The organism is Coralloluteibacterium thermophilum, from assembly GCF_042654365.1.
GTDB classification, from domain to species: Bacteria; Pseudomonadota; Gammaproteobacteria; order Xanthomonadales; family Xanthomonadaceae; genus Coralloluteibacterium; species Coralloluteibacterium thermophilum.
Genome location: NZ_JBHSGG010000040.1, coordinates 46,397 through 64,752, shown reverse-complemented (window position 1 = coordinate 64,752; position 18,356 = coordinate 46,397). Strand labels below are relative to the sequence as shown.

Genomic DNA, 18,356 nt, shown 5'->3' with positions numbered 1-18,356 from the left:
GGTATTCCTCCTTTTGGTTTGGTTGATGCCGGTCAGGACTGCCCTGCACGGCGCGCTTGCCGAATAATGAAACCGATGGCCCACAGCGAGATGATCCCCGCAGCGATCAACGACGCATCGACCATCGTCAGGGGCGGCAGCACCCCCTGATGCGGGCCCCAAAACGGGGCGGCGCAGGTGCCCGTGGCCGCATCAAAATCAGCCACCCGGCAGTACGGCACGAGCACCTGCGCCATAACTCAGGCCGCCGCCGCCTTACCGGTCGGTGCCGCGAGCGGCACCAGACGCACGCGATTCAGCCGCAGGTTTCCGTGCTGATCGGTGCCGAACCCCGACCCATCCAGAGTGTACCGGCCCGGTGCGTGGGCCGCATCGGCCGGCACGTTGACCTTGAACGGCAGCGGATAATCCGCACCCGGCATGAAAAGCGCCGCCTGCTGATCGCCGTACTGACGGCCCTTGTATTCACGAATGCCCGAAAGGGTATTGCTCTTGATCTCGATAAACATGGTCAGTCCTCACTTGTTGTGTTGGGTGGCATCACGCCGGACAAAGAGCGCCCACCTGATCGCGGCTGCGAGCATCGCTTAGCCCTTCTCTGATGTACGACCGCAACGCCTCGGCCGTTGGTGCTTTCGCCTTGAACCGCACGGGCGTTGATCGTCGTGCGATGTGCTCGGTTACGTAATGCATTGCCTGATCCAGCCCGAGCGACTGAATCAGCAGATCGAGCGAGCCGCCGACCTGACGGCCCATCCACTGCACCCACGCCTTCGCGTTGCACTCCACGGTCGCGGCGATGGTCCGGATGCGCTCGCAGGAATCCCCCGGCACCCGCTCGCACACGTTGTACGCGGCGCGCAGATAGCCCAGCGGCGCCGTTAGCACGCCATACGGAATCTCACGCTTCTTGTTCCAGAAGCGGACCTCGACCCGCACCCACGGGGATGTCGGGTCGCCCTGCTGCTTGCCCTTCTCGTAGATATTGAGGAGCTTGTCCCCACGCGTGCCCGCGTACAGCGAGTCGCCGACGCCGGTATCTAGGTGCTGCATCCACCAGTTTTTGGGCGGCGCGCCAGCGCCCCGGGCCCTTACCCGCTCGCCCGCCTGCACGCGGGCGATTTCGTGAGCCACGCTGAAATGCTCGCCGGTGTAGTCGTCGTACGCGAGGTCGCACCGCGTGATCTTCGCGCTGTACACGGCGAGGCTCGACGCGACGCGATGCCAGTCCCGGACGAGCGCACAGCCCGCGCCCATCATCGAAACGTGGATCGTGTCCCGCTGACCGCCAATGCCGACCCAGCCCACGGGCTCGCCAGCGTCGTTGAGGATGCGTGCGCTTTCGTCGTAACCGAGGAAGCCCCGGTTCTCGAATTCCCCAGCATGGAGAGACCCGCCGAAGATCGAGCGCACGATGCGCTGCGGCAGACCTTCGCGGCCGAACTCCTCAACAAGCTCCTCGGCACCGGGCAGCGTGACGGCAAGCGCGTCGATCAACACGCCGTCCTGGCGGACGCCGGACGGGAGAGATTCATGCTTCTCTTTCCGCTTCCGCGAGCCCCGAACGTTGCACCTCCGGTTAGGGCCCGTGTTACTAGACGGGCCGGCCGCCGTCGCAGAATTGGACCCCCTCGGGGCGTGGTCCATTTCCTCGGCGCCATAGGGCGCCATCAACTCGGCGGCATCGGCCAACCACTCGGCGGTCGCCCCACAGCCGCCGCAGTCGCCGCTGGCGTCCAGCCGAGCGCGGCACTCAGGGCAACGATCCGGGGACATGGATTCCGTGAGGCTCACAGCACGCGCCCCACGCTCAGGGCGTCACGGAACGCGCTGACCACCAGCAGCGTGCCGACGCCAGCAGAAACGGCGAAGTGCACCCACTCCCCCTCCATGCCGAACGCCACTGCGCACGCCCACAAGAACGAACCGACGAAAGCCTTCATGCGATCCCCCGATCTAATCCCTGCCCCGAGGGCCGCCCCAGCCACTCAGGGGAGGGGTGGCCGGGGCGGCCGGCCTTCAAGAATTCTTGAAGGCTGGGCCTTGTATAGTCAGGGAAGATTGAACAGTCAAGGATTCTTGAAGATGACCGCCCAGCGGGAGCTACTTGACAAAGTGAAGAAAGCTCGCTCCTTCAACAACGACGCGGATATCGCGCGGCTGTTGAAGGTCAAGCCGTCACTCATTAGCGGCTGGAAAAGCGGCACTGTGCCGATGCCAGATGAACGAATTGCGCAGCTTTGCGATGCATCTGGCGAGGACGGCCCGACGTGGATGCTGCGCATCCATGTCGAGAAAGCGACCGACAAGACAGAACGGAAGCTGTGGGCCGCAGCATTGGAAAGGTTGAGCCCGGTCGCCGCGGCGGTCGGGCTGGCTTTCGTGCTGGGCGGCTACGCCCCACCGGGCCGCGCGGAGGGGCTTGACAAGCCAACCTTAACGTGCTCCTCGAATATATATTATGCGAAGTATCGCTTTGTTGGCTGCGCGCGTGATGCGAAGCACGGGAGACGTCTGCGAGCATGCCCCAGATCCGACGGTCCTGCGCGTTTGATGAAGGACTGCACCGGTGATGAAAGCCTGCGCCCGCTACTGCATCCGCACGCGCACCCTGACGTCCTCGCCGCTGGTCGCGCGCCAGCTGCGGGCCCATTCGAGGGCGCCGGTGCGGGCTTCGGGTTCGCTGTCGTAGAGGGTCCGGCCGCGGTGGTCGCCCATCCAGACCTCCCACATGCGGCTGCCGGGTATCCGGCGCACTTCGAACGTGGTGATCGCGCGCGGCGCTGCGCTGGCTCCGGGCCGGTGCTGTCGCTGTTCATCCATGAGGCGTCTCCGTCGGCCTCCGCCCCGTGGCGCGGCCCAATGCGCAGCTATCGCGCGGCTGCCGTCGGCACGGAGTGAAGATCGCCCGCGACGGCCGCGGGTGCTGCGACAGCCGGTCGCATGCATGCGTTGCGCGCACGCGGGCATCCTGATGATCACCGTCCCTCCCACTGCCCTCGCCCGCCCATGCCCCGATTGCTCACGACCCTGTTGGGCCTCGCCGCCCTGGCCGGCCCGCCGGTCTCCGCGGGCGGACCCGGCGCGCCGGGCACGCTGCAGGTCGAGTCCTGGGCATTGCCGGCGACGATGGGCGGGCAGCCGGACCTGGTCCGCGACGCCGAGGGCGGGCTGCTGCTGAGCTGGCTTGAACGGACCGGCGACGGCCATCGCCTCCGGCTCGCGCGGACGCCCGACGGACGACGCTGGAACGCGCCGCTGACCATCGCAGAGGGCGCGGACTGGTTCGTCAACTGGGCGGACACGCCGCACGTGCACGCGCTGCCGGACGGTTCGCTGTGGGCGCACTGGCTGCGCAGCACGGGGCCGGGGCGGATGGACTACGGCATCGACGTGGTCCGCTCCGGCGACCGGGGCGCGACCTGGTCGGCACCGCGGATGGTCAACCTGGAACACGTCCGCGGCGACCACGGCTTCGTGACCTTCTGGTCGCAGCGCGACGACCGCCTCGGCATGGCCTGGCTCGACAGCCGGCAGAAGAGCAGCCACCCCGCGCACGCCGGCAAGCACCACGCCCACGGGCACGGAGGCGGGGCGATGATGCTGCGCGCCGCCGTACTCGGTGCCGATGGCGCAACCCGTGCGGAATGGCCGCTCGATGCCTCGACCTGCGACTGCTGCACCACCGACTCCGCCCTCACCGCCTCCGGCGTCGTCGTCGTGTATCGCGGACGCGACGACGAAGAGGTGCGGGACATCCGCCTGACGCGCTTCGACGGAGAGACGTGGACCGCCCCGGCCCTGGTGCATCCGGACGGCTGGCGGATCGCGGGCTGCCCGGTCAACGGGCCCGCTGTGGCCACAGATGGCGATACTGTCTGGGTCGCCTGGTACACGGAGGCGGCGGGAACGCCGGAGATCCGCATCGCCCGCTCCGACGACGCCGGCGCCAGCTTCGGAACGCCGGTCTCCGTCGCCGAGGGCACCGAGGTGCTCGGCCGGGTGGCCCTGGAAGCGGCCGACGATGCCCTCTGGCTCGCCTGGCTGGTCGAACGCCCCGACGGCCAGACGCTGCGCCTCGCGCGCTTCGGCTCCGAACTCGACGAGCACGAGCGGGTCGACGTCGCCAGGCTGGCTGCGCGCGGTCGCGCGAGCGGCCTGCCCCGCCTCGCCGTCCATGCGGGCGCTGCGCATCTCGTCTGGACGGATGTGGAGGACGGCAGCCCGGTCCTGCGCGGCGCGCGCGCCGGGCGGCGCTGAACCCGTTGCCGCCTGCCGCTGCCCGGCGATTCACCACGCTGTTGGACGACCTCGGCCACGGCAGCTCGATCAAGGGCTCGATGGGCCTGCGGGGGGAGTTCTGACGGCGCATGCGCGCCGGTGCGCCCCGCCGTCCCGGAGCCGGGCGCCCCCGTCGCCCCCGCGCGTCTCGCGGCCATCGGGGAAACATGCCTGCCGCCTCGACGCCGGTCCGGCAGTTGCCCGGGCCGGTGCGACAGCAGGTCGCATTGGCCTGTCCCCGCGCCACCCGCATCCTGCGGGCCCTCCCGGCTCCTCCGCGCCCGCATGACCCGCCTCGCCCGCCCGTCCTTCCGCCCGCTCGCCCTTGCCTGCGCGGCGGCCCTGCCCGCGTTCGCCTCGGCCCAGGAGGACGCGCGGCGACTGGACCGCATCGAGGTCGTCGGACAGGCGGAGGCCGGCCTGGACGGCAGCGCCGCGGCGGCGAGCAGGCTCGACGTCCGCCTGCGCGAACTGCCGGCCACGGTGACCGTCGTGGACCGCGCCACGCTGGACGCGCGGGGCGTGCGGAACACGCAGGAGGCCCTGTTCGCCGTGCCGGGCCTGTCGGTCGCCTCGCCGCCGGGCAACGGCAACGCGGTGACCTATCGCGGCTTCTCCGGCAGCCAGATCGCGCAGTTGTTCAACGGGATCGGCGTGCAGTACGACGCCATCGCTGCGCGTCCTGTCGACGGGTGGATCTACGAGCGCGTCGAGGCGGTCGGCGGGCCGGCCACCTTCCTCCACGGCGCAGGTGCGGTCGGCGGTGCCATCGACTACGTCACCCGGCTGGCGGACCCGTCGCGGGACCGGGTGCAGGCGCTCGCCGGTATGGGCAGCTTCGGGAGCCGGACGCTTGCGGGCGGCGTGAACCGCAGGCTCGCCGGCGGCGACCACGCGGTCCGCCTCGACCTCGGCCACAGCACGACCGACGGCTGGATCGACCGCGCCGAGCGCGAGGCGTGGGTGGCCGCGTTCTCCTGGTACGGGCGGCTCACGCCGACGCTCACGCACACCCTGGCGCTCGAGCACCAGCAGGAGGACGCGCACCGGCCCTACTGGGGCTCGCCGGTCGCCCAGCCCGCGACGGGTCGCCTGCGCCTGCTGCCGGGGACGGCCCGCCGCAACTACAACGTCGGCGACGGCTACTACGGCCAGGACGTGGTCTGGGCACGCTCGCTGACCGAGTGGACGCCGACCGCGACGACCTCGCTGCGCAACACCGTCTACCACTACGACGCGCTGCGGGACTACCGCAACATGGAGACCTACCGGCCCACCGCCGACCACACCGGCATCGAGCGTTCGGGCGCCCTGCTCCAGCGCCACGACCAGGCCGTGTACGGCAACCGCCTGGAGTGGCGGCACGAGGGCCGCCTCGGCGCGCTCCCCTCGCAGTGGAGCGCCGGGTTCGATGCCAGCTTCAACCGCCAGACGCGCTTCCCGCGCTCGCTCTCCGGCACCCTCGACGTGGTGGCGCCGGACGCGACGACGCCGGGGCGCTTCTTCGACCTGCCCGGGATGCGCCCGGGCTTCGATCCCGACCGCACCAACCGCCTGCACACGCAGGCGCTGTTCGTCGAGAACCTGACGCGCTTCGGCGAGCGCTGGTCGCTCCTGACCGGCCTGCGCCACGACCGCATCGGGCTGGACGTGGTCAACCACCGCACCCCGAGCGCGACCAACCCCGCGCGCTTCGACCGCAGCTACCGCCCGACCACCGGACGCGCCGGCCTCACCTTTGCGGCGACGCCTAACGCCAACCTCTACGCGCAGTTCGCGACCTCGGCGGACCCGCCGGCCGGCATCCTCAGCACCGCCAGCTTCGCCAACCTGCAGGACTTCGACCTCAGCCGCGGCCGCCAGGTGGAGGCCGGCGCGAAGTTCGATCTGCTCGACGGCGCCGGCTGGGCGACGCTCGCCGCCTACCGCATCGTGCGCACCAACCTCGCCATCGCCGATCCCGAGGACCCGGGCCGGACCCTGCCGGTGGGGCAGCAGTCCTCGCGCGGCGTGGAGGCCGCCTTCGGCCTGCAGGCGACGGACGCACTGCGCATCGACGGCAACCTGGCCTGGGTGGACGCGCAGCTCGACGTCTTCGTGCAGCAGGTCGGCGACGTGGCCGTCTCCCACGCCGGCAACCGCCCGACCAACACACCGGCGCGCGTGGGCAACCTGTGGCTGAGCTATGCGCTGTCGCCGCGATGGACGCTCGGCGCCGACGGCCGCGCCGTGTCCCGCCGCTACGCCGATGCCGCCAACACCATGGACGTGGCCGGCTATGCGGTCTGGGGCGCCTTCCTGCGCTGGCAGCCGCAGCCGGGGCTGTCCTTGACGCTGCGTGGCCGCAACCTGGGCGACCGCGTCCACGCGACGCACGTCACCGGCACGCCCATGCTCTACCTGGGCGAGCCGCGCAGCGTCGAGCTCGCACTTCGCCTCGATCTCTAGACCGGGCGGCGCTCCTGCGGCGCCGCGCCCTCCAGCGCCTCCACCACCGCCGCCATGTCGTCGCCCCCGTAGCCGAGCCGCTCGGCGCGCGAGAACAGGAGCAGGCAGGCCTCCAGCAGGGGCAGGCGCAGGTCGCGCCGCACCGCGGCCTCGGCGATGAGCCGGTTGTTCTTGAGCACGTCGGCGACGGCCGCATGGGCGTCGTAGTCGCGGGCGACCAGCTTGGCGACCTTGCCGCGCGACACTTCGCTCGCCATGGGGCCGTCGTCCAGGATCCGCCCCAGCAGCGCCGGATCCAGGCCATGACCGCGGGCGAACCGGAAGGCCTCCGCAAGACCGGTCACGCTGGTGATCAGGTAAGTGTTGACCGCGAGCTTCATCGTCAGCGCGGCGGGCACCGGCCCGCAGTGGTAGGTCTCGCGGCACATCGCGCGCAGCAGCGGCCCGACCCGCGCCACGGCCTCCGGGGCACCGGCCGTCATGGCCAGCAGTCGGCCCTCCTCCGCGGGACGTCGCGAGCCTGAGACCGGCGCCTCGACGTAGCCTCCTCCGGCTGCCTCCACGTCCCTGGCGAGGGCGGCGGACTGGTCCGGGGCGAAGGTGCCCATGTTGAGCAGCAGCCGGCCCCGCACCCGCGCATCGAAGGCCGCCGACCCACGACCGACGACGGCATCCACGGCATCGGCGTCGGAGAGCATCAGGATCACCGTCCCGCAGCGTGCGAAGACATCGGCGACGGTGTCGGCCACGTTGGCGCCAGCCTCCGCCAGGGCCTCCGCACGGGCGCGGGTCCGGTTCCAGACGAGCAGATCGTGGCCGGCGCGGAGGAGATTGCCCGCCATCGGAGCGCCCATGCGGCCGAGCCCGATGAAGCCGACCGGGCGAGCAGTGCCGCTCATCGCCCGCCTCCGGGGCCGATGGCGCTGGCTGTCGTGCAGCACGCCTCCGCCGGGCGCGACCGGAGCATGGCGACCAACACCTCCCCCGGCCCGCCGCCGCATCCCATCGCCAAGGCCGGCGCAAGGCGCGCGCGCCGCCCCGGCCTGCTGCCGGTCGTCACCAGTACCCGCTCCATTCCCGCTCCTGCGTCCGCCGTCACGTCCGGCGACGCATTAACCGCCGGGCAGCGCCTCCTGCGCCAATGATTCCGGCGCATGCGCCCATTCCCCGCGGGAATGGACCAAGGCGTCCAGCGCGGCACGGGTGGCCTCGGCCTCGTCGCGCAGCCAGGCCGCGACCTCCAGCGCATCCGGGGAGGCGGGATCGGCGATCAGCAGGCGGTACGCATGCCGCGTCGGCGAACGCACCGGGCGCTCGAGCAGGACCAGGCGTCCCGCGTCGACGAGCGGGTGGATCAGCGCGAGCCGGCCGACCGCGATGCCCTGGCCGGCGACGCAGGCGTGGACGAGCTGGTCCGCATTGCTGCACGTCAGCCGCCTCCGATGGCGCCGGGCGAGCCCCCGCCACGCGCCTGCCCAGTGGTCCCAGCCGAGCCAACCGGGACAGCCGTCGAGTTCCAGCAGGCGCATGCCGGCCGGGTCCACGCCGGGTGCGACCACCGGCGCCACCCACTCCTCGAACAGCAGTTCGCCGTCCGTGGCCGGAGGGCCGAAGCGGATCGCCAGGTCCACGCCCTCGCTGCGCAGCGAGGACAGCACGCGGCCGCTGGCGGAGATGCGCAGGTCGACGCCGGGCACCGCCGCCCCGGCGCGCGGCAGACGAGGCATCAGCCATAGGCCCGCGACCCCGACCGCGGCACTCACCACGACCTCGGCCCGCCGCCGCTCGGGCAGGACCGCGCCCAGCGCACGCTGGAGCCCCAGGAAACAGGGGTCGAGCCTGTCGAACAGACGCCGCCCGACGACCGTGAGCTGCATCCCGCTGTGCTCGCGGCGGAACAGGACCACACCCAGCCGCGATTCCAGGGCCTTGAGCTGGCGGCTGACCGCGGACTGGGTCAGGCAGAGTCCGGCCGCGGCGGCGGTGACGCTGCCGGTGCGCCCGACAGCGACGAACGCGCGCAGCAGGTCGAGCTGCGTCAGCCGCGACAGCGGCAGCGGCTGCCCGTGCGCGCTCGAGGCAGGCGTATCCGTCCGGTCCATTCGTCACCTCCGCGGTCAGCCTACTGCAGCGGACGAGGCACCGTCTCCGGGTGCGACCCTGCGTCGCATTGGCGCGCCGGGCGCGGCCCCGCATCCTCGCGTGCCGCGCCGTGCGACAGGCGGCCATGGCGGCCTTCCGCACGCCGCCCCTATCCTTGTCCCTCATGTCCGCACGCCCGCCCTCCTTCATCGACACGCTCGCGCGACTGCGGTGGGTGGCCGTCGCCGGCCAGTCGGTGACGGTGCTGGTCGTGGACCGCGCGCTCCACCTGCCGCTGCACACCGGCCCGCTGTGGGCGGGCATCGGCGCACTCGCGCTGTTCAACCTCTACGCCCACTGGCGCGGCCGCCAGGCGCGCGAGGCGTCGTCGCTGGAAGGCTTCCTGCACGTCTGCGTGGACATCGTCGTGCTCGCCTGGCTGGTGGCCTGGAGCGGCGGCGTCGGCAATCCCTTCAGCTCGCTGTTCCTGATGCCCATCGCACTGGCCGCCCTCGCGCTGCCGCTGCGCTGGGTGTGGGCCACCGGCGCCGCCAGCCTCGCCGGCTACGCGGTCTCGGCCTGGGCCGGGCAGCCCTTGCCGCATGCGCACGGCGTCGTCGGCTACGACCTGCACCTCTGGGGCATGGTGGCGAACGTCCTGGTCTCGGTGGGCGTCGTGCTGTTCTTCCTGACGCGCCTCGCCGGGGCGCTGCGCGAGGGCGAGCGCGAACTCGCCCGCCTGCGCGAGCAGTTCGCGCGGGACGAGGGCATCATCGCGCTTGCCACCCATGCCGCGTCGGTCGCGCACGAGCTCAACACGCCCCTGGGCACCCTCACCCTCATGCTGGACGACCTCGGCGAGCATTCCCTGCCGGCCGAGGTGCTGGAGGACTGCGCGGCCATGCGCAGGATCGTCGACGTCTGCCGCGACCGCGTGCGCGAGCTGGCCGCGCCCGCCCACGCCGAGGGCGCGCCTGCGACGGTGGACATCGAGCGGATCGTCGCGCGCTGGCAACTGGTGCGCCCGGCCGTCGACCTGCATCGCGGGGGCGAGCTGCCGCCGACCGCCGCGCGCGTCGATCCCGGCGTCGGCCACCTCCTGCAGGTCCTGCTCAACAACGCCGCCGACGCCAGCGCGCGCGCCGGCAGCACGCGTGTGGACCTGCACCTGACGCAGGCGGCAGGACGGCTGGTCGGCGAGGTCCGCGACTACGGCGCCGGCTTCGACGACGACGCCGCGCCGCTGCCCGCGCGCATGTTCCGCAGCACCAAGCCGGACGGGCTCGGCGTCGGCCTGGCGCTGTCGCACGCGACCGTGGAGCGGCTCGGCGGGCAGCTGTCCATGGGGCCCGCGGACGGCCCGGGCGCGCGCGTCCGCTTCGAACTTCCACTGGAGCAGGCGTCCGCATGAACCCCCACCGCCGCGGCCTGATCGTCGACGACGACGACCTCTACGCCCGCACCCTGCAGCGCTCGCTGGCGCGGCGCGGCATCGACAGCGGGATCGCCCACGACGCGGCGGCCGCCCTCGCCGCGGCGGAGGCCGAGCGGCCCGACTTCGCGCTCATCGACCTCAAGCTCGGCAACGATTCCGGCCTCGCCCTGATCGCGCCGCTGCGCGCGCTGCGGCCCGACATGCGCATCCTGCTGGTCACCGGCTACGCCAGCGTGGCGACCGCCGTGGAGGCGATCAAGCGCGGCGCGGACAACTACCTGCCGAAGCCGACCACGCTCGACGCCATCCTCCGCGCGCTCGACGAGGACGCCGGCGCCGCCGATCCGGCCGAGGTCGAGATCGAGGACACCATGACACCGCTCGGGCGCCTGGAGTGGGAACATATCCAGCAGGCGCTGCAGGCCAGCGGCGGCAGCATCTCGGGGGCCGCGCGCCTGCTCGGGATGCACCGGCGCACCCTGCAGCGCAAGCTCGCCAAGCGTCCCGGCCCCGAGCGCCGCACCATCGATTGACTGGAAATGCCATGCACCTGCGCCCGTTCCTCGCCTTCCCTGCCCTCCTCGCCCTGGCCGCCTGCGACCGGACTCCGTCCGCGGACCCGGACCGCGCGCCCGATCCGCAGGCCGCCGCCCCGGCGCCTGCGCTGCAGGAGGGCTGCGTCCTGCACCTGGTCGACGGCTGGCTGGCCCCGGCACCGCCGGTCGCGCCGGTCCGGGCCGGCTACCTGACCATCCACAACGCCGGCAGCGAGCCCGTCGAGATCGAGGGGGTGTCCTCGCCCGCCTTCGCCCGTGTCGAGCTGCACGCGACCGAGGAGTCCGGCGGCGTCAGCCGCATGCGGCGCCTGGACGCCATCGAGGTGGCGCCGGGCGAGGCGCTGGAGCTTGCGCCGGGCGGCCTGCACCTGATGCTGATGGATCCGGTCGAGGACGGCCTGCCCGGCACGGTCGAGGTGGTGGTCCACGCCTGCGGCGAGGACTGGGCCGCTCCGCTGCCGCAGCGCGAGGACGCGGGCGACGCCGGCAGCGCCCACCGCCACCACGGCCACTGACCGCGGCGTTGCAAGCGGGGCGCCCTGCCCGCAGGCTATGCCGGCCATGTCCGCCCGCCGCACGTTCCTCCACCTGCTGCTCTGCCTGGCGCTGATCTTCAGCGCCGGCGCCAGCGCCTGGGCGGCGAGCCACCTGCCCGCCGTTCCCGCGCCGACGCCGGATTCGACGGACTGCCACGACCCGGCGCCGGCCCCGCAGGACGGCACTCCCATGGCCGTCGACGGCCACGGGGGCTGCTGCGACGACGGCGAGGCCTGCCGCGCGCTGTGCATGCAGCTCCAGTCCGCGCCGGTCCTCGTGCTGGCGCGCCCGCCCGACGCCCTGGCGCGCCTTCGCGGCGCGGCGCCGTCCACGCATCCCGATGCGTACGCCTCGCTGCACGACTCGCCCGAGGTCCGCCCTCCCATCGGCTAGACGCTCCCGATCGACGGCCGGCCGCCGCGCCTGCGCAGCGGCCGAGTACCCGCGGCGCCAGCGCCGCCAGTGGAGAGTCACAGCATGCATTCCGATTCGCCGGGGCCCATCCGGGCCTCGCGCCGCCGCTTCGTCGGCGGCCTGGCCGCGGGCGGCGTCCTCGCCGGCCTCGCGCCTCCCGTCCGTCCCGTCTGGGCGCTCGCCGGCCCCGGCCAGCCCACCGTCCTCGCGGGCTCCGAGTTCGACCTCGTCGTCGACAGCCTGCCCGTCGACTTCACCGGCCGCACGGTCCGCGCGGTCGCCGTCAACGGCTCGATCCCCGCGCCGGTCCTGCGCTGGCGCGAGGGCGACAGCGTCACCATCCGCGTCGCCAACCGGCTCGCCGAGGACACCTCGATCCACTGGCACGGCATCCTCCTGCCTGCCGACATGGACGGGGTACCGGGACTGAGCTTCACCGGCATCCACCCGGGACAGACCTTCACCTACCGCTTCGACGTGCGCCAGAGCGGCACCTACTGGTACCACAGCCACTCGAACTTCCAGGAGCAGATCGGGCACTACGGCCCGCTGATCGTCGACCCCATCGCCCCCGAGCCCTTCGCCTACGACCGCGACTACGTGGTGATGCTGAGCGACTGGACCGACGAGGACCCGCGCCGCATCTACGCCAAGCTCAAGAAGCAGGCGCACTACTACAACCGCAACGAGCGGACCGTCGGCGACTTCCTGCGCGACGTGCGCACCATGGGCTGGCGGGAGACCCTCGCCGACCGCCGCGACTGGGGCCGGATGCGCATGTCGCCCACCGACCTCGCCGACGTCAGCGGCGCGACCTATACCTACCTGATCAACGGCACCACCCCGAACGGCAACTGGACGGGCCTGTTCCGGCACGGCGAGCGGATCCGCCTGCGCGTCATCAACGGCTCGGCGATGACCTTCTTCGACCTGCGCATCCCGGGCCTGAAGATGACGGTGGTCGCCGCCGACGGCCAGTACGTGCGCCCGGTGACGGTGGACGAGTTCCGCATCGGCGTCGCCGAGACCTACGACGTCATCGTGGAGCCGGACGGCAGCGCCGAGGCGTTCACGATCTTCGCCCAGGCGATGGACCGCAGCGGCTACGCGCGCGCGACGCTGGCGACCCGGCCCGGCCTCGCCGCGCCGGTGCCCGAACCGGACCGGGTGGTGCTGCTCACCATGGCCGACATGGGCCACGACCATCACGGCGATCACGGCACGCAGGCGGACGCGCACGCGCATCACGCCGCCCCCCCGCACGCAGGACACGGCGCGCATGGCGGGCACGGCGCCATGCAGGCCCACCCCGCCAGCGAGTCGGGCAACTACGCCGTGGACATGCAGACCATGACGCCGCGCCCGCGTCTGGACGACCCGGGCATCGGCCTGCGCGACAACGGTCGGCGCGTGCTCACCTACGCCGACCTGCGCAGCAGCTTCCCGGACCCGGACGGCCGCGAACCGGGCCGCGAGATCGAGCTGCACCTCACCGGGCACATGGAGCGCTACATCTGGTCCTTCGACGGCGTGAAGTTCTCGGACGCCCACCCGCTGGTGTTCCGCTACGGCGAGCGCCTGCGCCTGACGCTGGTCAACGACACCATGATGGAGCACCCCATCCACCTGCACGGCATGTGGAGCGACCTCGAGGACGAGCACGGCGCCTTCCTGGTGCGCAAGCACACCGTCAACATGCCGCCGGGCACGCGGCGGAGCCTGCGCATCACCGCCGATGCGCTGGGCCGCTGGGCCTTCCACTGCCACCTGCTCTACCACATGGAAGCCGGCATGTTCCGGGAAGTGCGGGTGATCGAATGAACGCGCTCGTCGCACTTGCCCACCAGGCACGGACCGGGGGCGGCGTCCCCACGGGGATCCGAACCCCGGCCGCGCGTCTGCGGCATCCGCATCCCGCCCTGCTCGCCGCTGCGCTGCTCGTCGCGCTGGCCGGCCCTGCCGCGGAAGCACGGCCGCAGGCGGCCACGGACGCCGCACACGCCGCCCATCGCCACGGCGCCTCCGCACATCCCGAAAGCCACGACGCCCACGCGCACCACCGCGCGCACGGACACCACGCACACCACGGGCACGCCGACGACGCACCGCCGTCCACCGGCGGCGAGAATGACGCCGCACACGCCCCCCATGCCAGCCATGTGGGGCACACCGGACACGCGCCGGCGCAGGCACAGCCGTCTCGCGCACCCGCGGCATCCGCGCAACACCACCACGGCCATCACGACCACCACCACGCGCACCACCCGCAGGCGAACGCCGCGCAGGCAGGGCCGAACCTGCCGCCGATCACGGATGCCGATCGTGCTGCCGCCTTCCCCGACCTCGGCCCGCACGACATGGCCCACGGCGGCCAGCACGGCCACATGGACGACAACCCCTTCAACGTCCACGTGCGGTTCGACCGCCTGGAGTGGCAGAACACCGAGCCGGACGCCACCCTCGCCTGGAGCGCGAAGGCCTGGCTCGGTCGCGACGACGGCCGCCTGTGGCTGCGCAGCCACGGCGCCCGCAGCGGCGGCCGGACAGAGCACGCCGAACTGCAGGCGCTGTGGGGCAGGCCGGTCTCGCCGTGGTGGGACATGGTCGCCGGCGTCCGCCATCGTTCCCGACCGGGCCCCTCGCGCAGCGCGGCCGCCCTCGGCGTGATCGGGCTGGCGCCCTACTTCTTCGAGATCGAGGCGACCGCCTTCGTCGAGGAAGGCGGCCACGTCTCGGCCGAGGTGGAGGTCGAGTACGAACTCCTGTTCACCCAGGACCTCGTCCTGCAGCCGAGCCTCGGCCTCGAACTCAACGGCCGCAGCGACGCGGCGCAGGGCATCGGCTCGGGGTTGTCGTCGGCCCAGGCCGGGCTGCGCCTGCGCTACGAGATCCGCCGCGAGTTCGCGCCCTACCTCGGCATCGAATGGGAACGCAGCTTCGGCCGCACCGCCGACTTCGCGCGCGACGCCGGCCGCGGACACAGCGATGCACGCCTGGTCGCAGGCCTTCGCGTCTGGTTCTGACATCCTTGGCGTCCACGCGCCCCCTGTTCAACGAGGAACAACCCATGTCCCGCTTCTTCGCCCTCGCCCTCGCGGTGGCCGCCTGCGCGGTGGCCCCGGCGCTCGCCGGCGGCCCCGCCGCCGCCGCCGAAGCCCGCGCCGGACTGCCGCCCGTCACGGTCCACAAGTCGCCCGCCTGCGGCTGCTGCGGCAAGTGGATCGAGTACCTCGAGGCCGCGGGCTTCGAGGTGCGGGTGCGCGACACCCACGAACTCGGCGCGGTCAAAAAGCAGGCGCTCGGCATGCCCATGTCGATGGCGTCCTGCCACACCGCCGAGATCGACGGCTACGTGGTCGAGGGCCACGTGCCGGTGGGCGACATCCACCGCCTGCTGGCCGAGCGCCCGCAGGCGCGCGGCATCGCCGTGCCGGGCATGCCGCTGGGTTCGCCGGGCATGGAGACCGTCGACGGCCGCGTCGAGCCCTACGCGACCCTGCTCGTCGCCGACGACGGCAGCGCCACCGTGTTCGCCCGCCATGGCGAGGGCAACGAAGAAAAGTGAAGAAAGAACGCCCGAACCCGTTGACGACTTCCGGCACCGCCCGGTAAGCTATTCGTCTTTCCAGCACGTGGGGCCATAGCTCAGCTGGGAGAGCGCTACAATGGCATTGTAGAGGTCGCCGGTTCGATCCCGGCTGGCTCCACCACTCAAAAAGCTGGATGTCTCAAGTCCCCATCGTCTAGAGGCCTAGGACACAACCCTTTCACGGTTGCGACCGGGGTTCGAATCCCCGTGGGGACGCCATCCAGAAGAACGAAAAGACCCGCTCCGGCGGGTCTTCTCGTTTCTGCGTTCCGCAACCGGAAAACGGGCGCACCGGACTCCCCCCGGTGCGCCCCTTCCCCTCCCCTAGTGTTCGGCGACGCCGTGGTCGGGACGCGGCGTCGCGGCGGTGCTGGGCGGCAGCAGCGGATGTTCGATGCGCGGCTGCTCGCCCGTCAGCGTACGAAGGAAGGCTGCGATGGCGCCCACTTCGCCGGCGTCGAGTTCGCGACCGAGCTGGCTGCTGCCCATGATGGCGACGGCCTCCTCGAGCTCCCAGACCTCGCCGCTGTGGAAGTACGGCGCGGTCAGCGCGACGTTGCGCAGCGGCGCGGCGCGGAACACGTACTCGTCGCTCGCGGTCTGGGTCACCACGAAGCGGCCCTTGTCGCCCTCAGGCAGCACCTCCGCCCCCGGACGCTGCACGACGCCGAACGGGAAATAGGCCATGCCGCCGAGGTTGACGCCGTTGTGGCAGGCGGCGCAGCCGGCATCGACGAACAGGCGCAGGCCCTCGCGCTCGCGCGCGTCGAGCGCGTCGGTCTCGCCGGCGAGGTAGCGGTCGAAGGGCGCGTTCGGCGTCACCAGCGTCGCCTCGAAGGCTTCGAGCGCACGCGCGACGTTGTCGAAGCTCACGGGATCGGGATCGTCCGGATAGGCCGCGGCGAAGGCCTCGACGTAGGCCGGCATGCTGCGCAGCGTCGCGACCACGCGCTCGGGCGTGTTGTTCATCTCGACCGAGGCGGCGATGGGCCCCTTGGCCTGCTCCATGAGGTCCTGCGCGCGGCCGTCCCAGAACTGGGCGATGTTGAGCACCGCGTTGAACACCGTCGGCGAGTTGCGCGGGCCGCGCTGCCAGCCATGGCCGATGGACGCGGGCACGTTGTCGGCGCCGCCGGTGCCGACGTTGTGGCAGGTGTTGCAGCTGATGACGTGGCTGCGGGACAGGCGCGGCTCGAAGAACAGCATGTGCCCCAGCTCGATCTCCGCCGGGGTCACCGTGCGCGCGAGGGCGTCCTCGCCGCGCTCGGGAATGGGCTTGAACAGCGTGGTCGCGGTGGCGTGCAGCGTGTCGTCGGCGTGGCCGACCAGCGGGCACAGCGCCAGCAGCAGGGCGGAAGCGATGCGGCTCGGTGACATCGGGCGCTCCAGTTGGATGGACCGCCCCAGTACACGTCGGCGCGCGGCGGCGCGCCTTGATCACGATCAAGCCGCCCGCGGGATCCCGCCCGGATCGCGCCCCTCAGACCGCGGCGAGCAGCGGGTCGGCCGGCTCGGCCGAGCGCAGGGTATAGGCGCCGTGGCCCTGCTCGGCCAGGTACTGCAGCCACTTGCCGAGGAAGGTGTTCATGCGCAGGCGGTGGTCGAAGACCACCCTGGACGGCGCATCGAGGCCGATCACGTCCTGCCAGCGCCTGCCGACGTAGCAGTGGGTCGCCTCGGTCTGCCGCGCGTCGAGGTAGTGCCGCACGTGCGCGGAGGGATCCGGCGCGCCGGTCACCGGGTCGGGCATGGCATAGCTCAGGCGCATCTCCAGCGTGTAGGGATGCCGCTCGAGCACCTCCAGGCGCAGGTCGAGACCGTCGCCCACCCGCGAGACGTAGGCGCCCGGCGCGAGCGCGACGGGCGCGAACATGCGCGTCAGCCGCTGGTGGTTCTCGGCGTACAGGCCCATCAGCCACGCGAAGCGGCCGACGCGCGAGGGAAGCCTGGTCTTTTCGGCGATCAACATGGGCGGATGCTAGGCATGGCTGGACGAGGGGCGCAACGCGCGTATGCTGGCGGGCGCGGCCCGCTCCGGCGCCGCGCGATCCGTCCTCGTCCATGGACGCCCTGGCCGCCGCCACGGACCGGCGGCGCTGGCGCCCGCTCAGAACAGGTGTCGGTGGATCCCCAGGGTCGAGAGCACCTTGCTCGCGATCTCCTCGATCGATGTATGGGTCGTATTGAGGCTGGACAAGCCCGCGTTGCGGAACAGCAGTTCAGCCGCCGCCACCTCGCGCCGGCACTGGTCGGGTTCCGCATAGCGGCTGCCCGGCCTGCGCTGCTGGCGGATCTGCGCCAGCCGCACCGGATCGATGGTCAGGCCGAACAGCTTGCGGCGGTGCGGGCGCAGGCGCTTCGGCAGCTCGGCGCCCTCCAGGTCCTCCTCGGTCAGCGGGTAGTTCGCCGCCGCCACGCCGTAGTGCAGCGCCATGTAGAGGCAGGTCGGCGTCTTTCCCGAGCGCGACACGCCGACGAGGATGAGGTCCGCCTCGTCGTAGTTCACGTCCATGCCGTCGTCGTGGCTCAGCGCGTAGTTGGTCGCCTCGATGCGGCGCTCGTACGCGGCGAAGTCGACCAGGCCGTGCGCACGCCCCACGCGCGGCTGCGAGGCCACGCCCAGTTCCTGCTCCAGCGGCGCGATGAAGGGCGCGAACACGTCGAGGATGAGCGCGCCGCTGCCGGCGAGCACCGCGCTCAGGTTCCCGTCGAGCACAGTGTTGATCACGATGGGCCGCAGCCCCGCGCGCTCGCCCGCCTCGCGGATGCGATCGGCGGCCTGCTGCGCGCGCCCGACCGAGTCCACGAAGGCGATCCGGTGGGTGTCGAACGGCATGTCGCCGAACTGCGTGAGCATGCTGTGCCCGATCGTCTCGGCGGTGATTCCGGTGCCGTCCGAGACGTAGAAGACGGGGCGTGGCTGGGTCATGGCGAGGGGAAAGCAAGGAAGGGTGAAAACTCTCACGGGGCATTGACCCGCGCCTGCGCGACACTACAAAAAGCGCGCCGGATC

20 protein-coding genes and 2 tRNA genes are annotated in these 18,356 nt (G+C 72.0%); 12 read left to right on the top strand and 10 right to left on the bottom strand.

Features of this window, described 5'->3' with window-relative positions; all coding sequences use genetic code 11:
- Positions 1-32: 32 nt before the first annotated feature.
- The 4 genes from ACFO3Q_RS13910 to ACFO3Q_RS13895 all read right to left on the bottom strand — a co-directional run bounded on the left by ACFO3Q_RS13910 (position 33) and on the right by ACFO3Q_RS13895 (position 1,943).
- On the bottom strand, positions 33-236 hold the full coding sequence (locus tag ACFO3Q_RS13910; RefSeq protein ID WP_377005335.1) for a hypothetical protein: 204 nt from the start codon (positions 234-236) through the stop codon (positions 33-35).
- A 3-nt stretch (positions 237-239) separates the two neighbouring features.
- Complete coding sequence (locus ACFO3Q_RS13905; RefSeq protein WP_377005334.1) at positions 240-509, bottom strand: single-stranded DNA-binding protein; 270 nt, start codon at positions 507-509, stop codon at positions 240-242.
- Between the two features lie 31 nt (positions 510-540).
- Positions 541-1,497: a replication initiation factor domain-containing protein gene (locus tag ACFO3Q_RS13900; protein WP_377005333.1), complete on the bottom strand. Its 957-nt coding sequence runs from the start codon at positions 1,495-1,497 to the stop codon at positions 541-543.
- Between the two features lie 293 nt (positions 1,498-1,790).
- On the bottom strand, positions 1,791-1,943 hold the full coding sequence (locus tag ACFO3Q_RS13895; protein ID WP_377005332.1) for a hypothetical protein: 153 nt from the start codon (positions 1,941-1,943) through the stop codon (positions 1,791-1,793).
- A gap of 142 nt (positions 1,944-2,085) precedes the next feature.
- Here ACFO3Q_RS13895 and ACFO3Q_RS13890 point away from each other — a divergent pair, with 142 nt between their 5' ends.
- From ACFO3Q_RS13890 to ACFO3Q_RS13880, 3 genes are all read left to right on the top strand, one after another.
- Entirely contained in the window at positions 2,086-2,901 is an 816-nt protein-coding gene (locus ACFO3Q_RS13890; protein WP_377005331.1) for a DUF3693 domain-containing protein, read from the top strand.
- 108 nt (positions 2,902-3,009) lie between these two features.
- Positions 3,010-4,260: a hypothetical protein gene (locus ACFO3Q_RS13885; protein ID WP_377005330.1), complete on the top strand. Its 1,251-nt coding sequence runs from the start codon at positions 3,010-3,012 to the stop codon at positions 4,258-4,260.
- Positions 4,261-4,566: 306 nt separating this feature from the next.
- Positions 4,567-6,729 carry a TonB-dependent receptor gene (locus ACFO3Q_RS13880; protein ID WP_377005329.1) on the top strand — a complete coding sequence of 721 codons (2,163 nt, stop codon included), beginning with the start codon at positions 4,567-4,569 and terminating at the stop codon, positions 6,727-6,729.
- On the opposite strand, the gene ACFO3Q_RS13875 is transcribed toward ACFO3Q_RS13880, so the two are convergent.
- Both ACFO3Q_RS13875 and ACFO3Q_RS13870 read right to left on the bottom strand, forming a co-directional pair.
- A complete protein-coding gene (locus tag ACFO3Q_RS13875) occupies positions 6,726-7,628 on the bottom strand; it encodes an NAD(P)-dependent oxidoreductase (RefSeq protein ID WP_377005328.1) in 903 nt (300 codons plus the stop codon). The two genes, ACFO3Q_RS13880 and ACFO3Q_RS13875, sit on opposite strands and share 4 nt — an antisense overlap.
- Positions 7,629-7,841: 213 nt before the next feature.
- Positions 7,842-8,831, bottom strand: coding sequence for a LysR family transcriptional regulator (locus ACFO3Q_RS13870; RefSeq protein ID WP_377005327.1), 990 nt, complete (start codon positions 8,829-8,831; stop codon positions 7,842-7,844).
- 164 nt (positions 8,832-8,995) lie between these two features.
- On the opposite strand from ACFO3Q_RS13870, the gene ACFO3Q_RS13865 reads away from it, so the two are divergent.
- The 5 genes from ACFO3Q_RS13865 to ACFO3Q_RS13845 all read left to right on the top strand — a co-directional run bounded on the left by ACFO3Q_RS13865 (position 8,996) and on the right by ACFO3Q_RS13845 (position 13,575).
- Positions 8,996-10,222, top strand: coding sequence for an ATP-binding protein (locus tag ACFO3Q_RS13865; protein ID WP_377005326.1), 1,227 nt, complete (start codon positions 8,996-8,998; stop codon positions 10,220-10,222).
- On the top strand, positions 10,219-10,779 hold the full coding sequence (locus ACFO3Q_RS13860) for a response regulator transcription factor (protein ID WP_377005325.1): 561 nt from the start codon (positions 10,219-10,221) through the stop codon (positions 10,777-10,779). Before ACFO3Q_RS13865 ends, ACFO3Q_RS13860 begins: the two co-directional genes overlap by 4 nt.
- An 11-nt stretch (positions 10,780-10,790) precedes the next feature.
- Positions 10,791-11,318: a copper chaperone PCu(A)C gene (locus tag ACFO3Q_RS13855; RefSeq protein ID WP_377005324.1), complete on the top strand. Its 528-nt coding sequence runs from the start codon at positions 10,791-10,793 to the stop codon at positions 11,316-11,318.
- Positions 11,319-11,364: 46 nt separating this feature from the next.
- The gene (locus ACFO3Q_RS13850) at positions 11,365-11,733 is read left to right on the top strand and encodes a hypothetical protein (protein ID WP_377005323.1); all 369 of its coding nucleotides are present in this window, start codon (positions 11,365-11,367) and stop codon (positions 11,731-11,733) included.
- Positions 11,734-11,817: 84 nt separating this feature from the next.
- The gene (locus ACFO3Q_RS13845; RefSeq protein ID WP_377005322.1) at positions 11,818-13,575 is read left to right on the top strand and encodes a copper resistance system multicopper oxidase; all 1,758 of its coding nucleotides are present in this window, start codon (positions 11,818-11,820) and stop codon (positions 13,573-13,575) included.
- On the opposite strand, the gene ACFO3Q_RS13840 is transcribed toward ACFO3Q_RS13845, so the two are convergent.
- Positions 13,527-14,138: a hypothetical protein gene (locus tag ACFO3Q_RS13840; protein ID WP_377005321.1), complete on the bottom strand. Its 612-nt coding sequence runs from the start codon at positions 14,136-14,138 to the stop codon at positions 13,527-13,529. The two genes, ACFO3Q_RS13845 and ACFO3Q_RS13840, sit on opposite strands and share 49 nt — an antisense overlap.
- On the opposite strand from ACFO3Q_RS13840, the gene ACFO3Q_RS13835 reads away from it, so the two are divergent.
- The 4 genes from ACFO3Q_RS13835 (at position 14,139) to ACFO3Q_RS13820 (ending at position 15,562) form a co-directional block, all read left to right on the top strand.
- Positions 14,139-14,777: a copper resistance protein B gene (locus ACFO3Q_RS13835; protein WP_377005320.1), complete on the top strand. Its 639-nt coding sequence runs from the start codon at positions 14,139-14,141 to the stop codon at positions 14,775-14,777. It abuts the gene before it with no gap.
- A 44-nt stretch (positions 14,778-14,821) separates the two neighbouring features.
- A complete protein-coding gene (locus ACFO3Q_RS13830; RefSeq protein WP_377005319.1) occupies positions 14,822-15,319 on the top strand; it encodes a DUF411 domain-containing protein in 498 nt (165 codons plus the stop codon).
- A gap of 69 nt (positions 15,320-15,388) precedes the next feature.
- Positions 15,389-15,464, top strand: a tRNA-Ala gene (locus ACFO3Q_RS13825).
- Positions 15,465-15,486: 22 nt separating this feature from the next.
- Positions 15,487-15,562, top strand: a tRNA-Glu gene (locus ACFO3Q_RS13820).
- Positions 15,563-15,667: 105 nt separating this feature from the next.
- Here ACFO3Q_RS13820 and ACFO3Q_RS13815 read toward each other — a convergent pair.
- The 3 genes from ACFO3Q_RS13815 to ppsR form a co-directional block, all read right to left on the bottom strand.
- Entirely contained in the window at positions 15,668-16,720 is a 1,053-nt protein-coding gene (locus tag ACFO3Q_RS13815; RefSeq protein ID WP_377005318.1) for a cytochrome-c peroxidase, read from the bottom strand.
- A gap of 103 nt (positions 16,721-16,823) precedes the next feature.
- Entirely contained in the window at positions 16,824-17,312 is a 489-nt protein-coding gene (locus ACFO3Q_RS13810; RefSeq protein ID WP_377005317.1) for a DUF1249 domain-containing protein, read from the bottom strand.
- A 138-nt stretch (positions 17,313-17,450) separates the two neighbouring features.
- Positions 17,451-18,272 (bottom strand): posphoenolpyruvate synthetase regulatory kinase/phosphorylase PpsR, encoded by an 822-nt coding sequence (gene ppsR, locus ACFO3Q_RS13805; RefSeq protein ID WP_377005316.1) that lies wholly within the window; start codon positions 18,270-18,272, stop codon positions 17,451-17,453.
- Positions 18,273-18,356 lie beyond the last annotated feature (84 nt).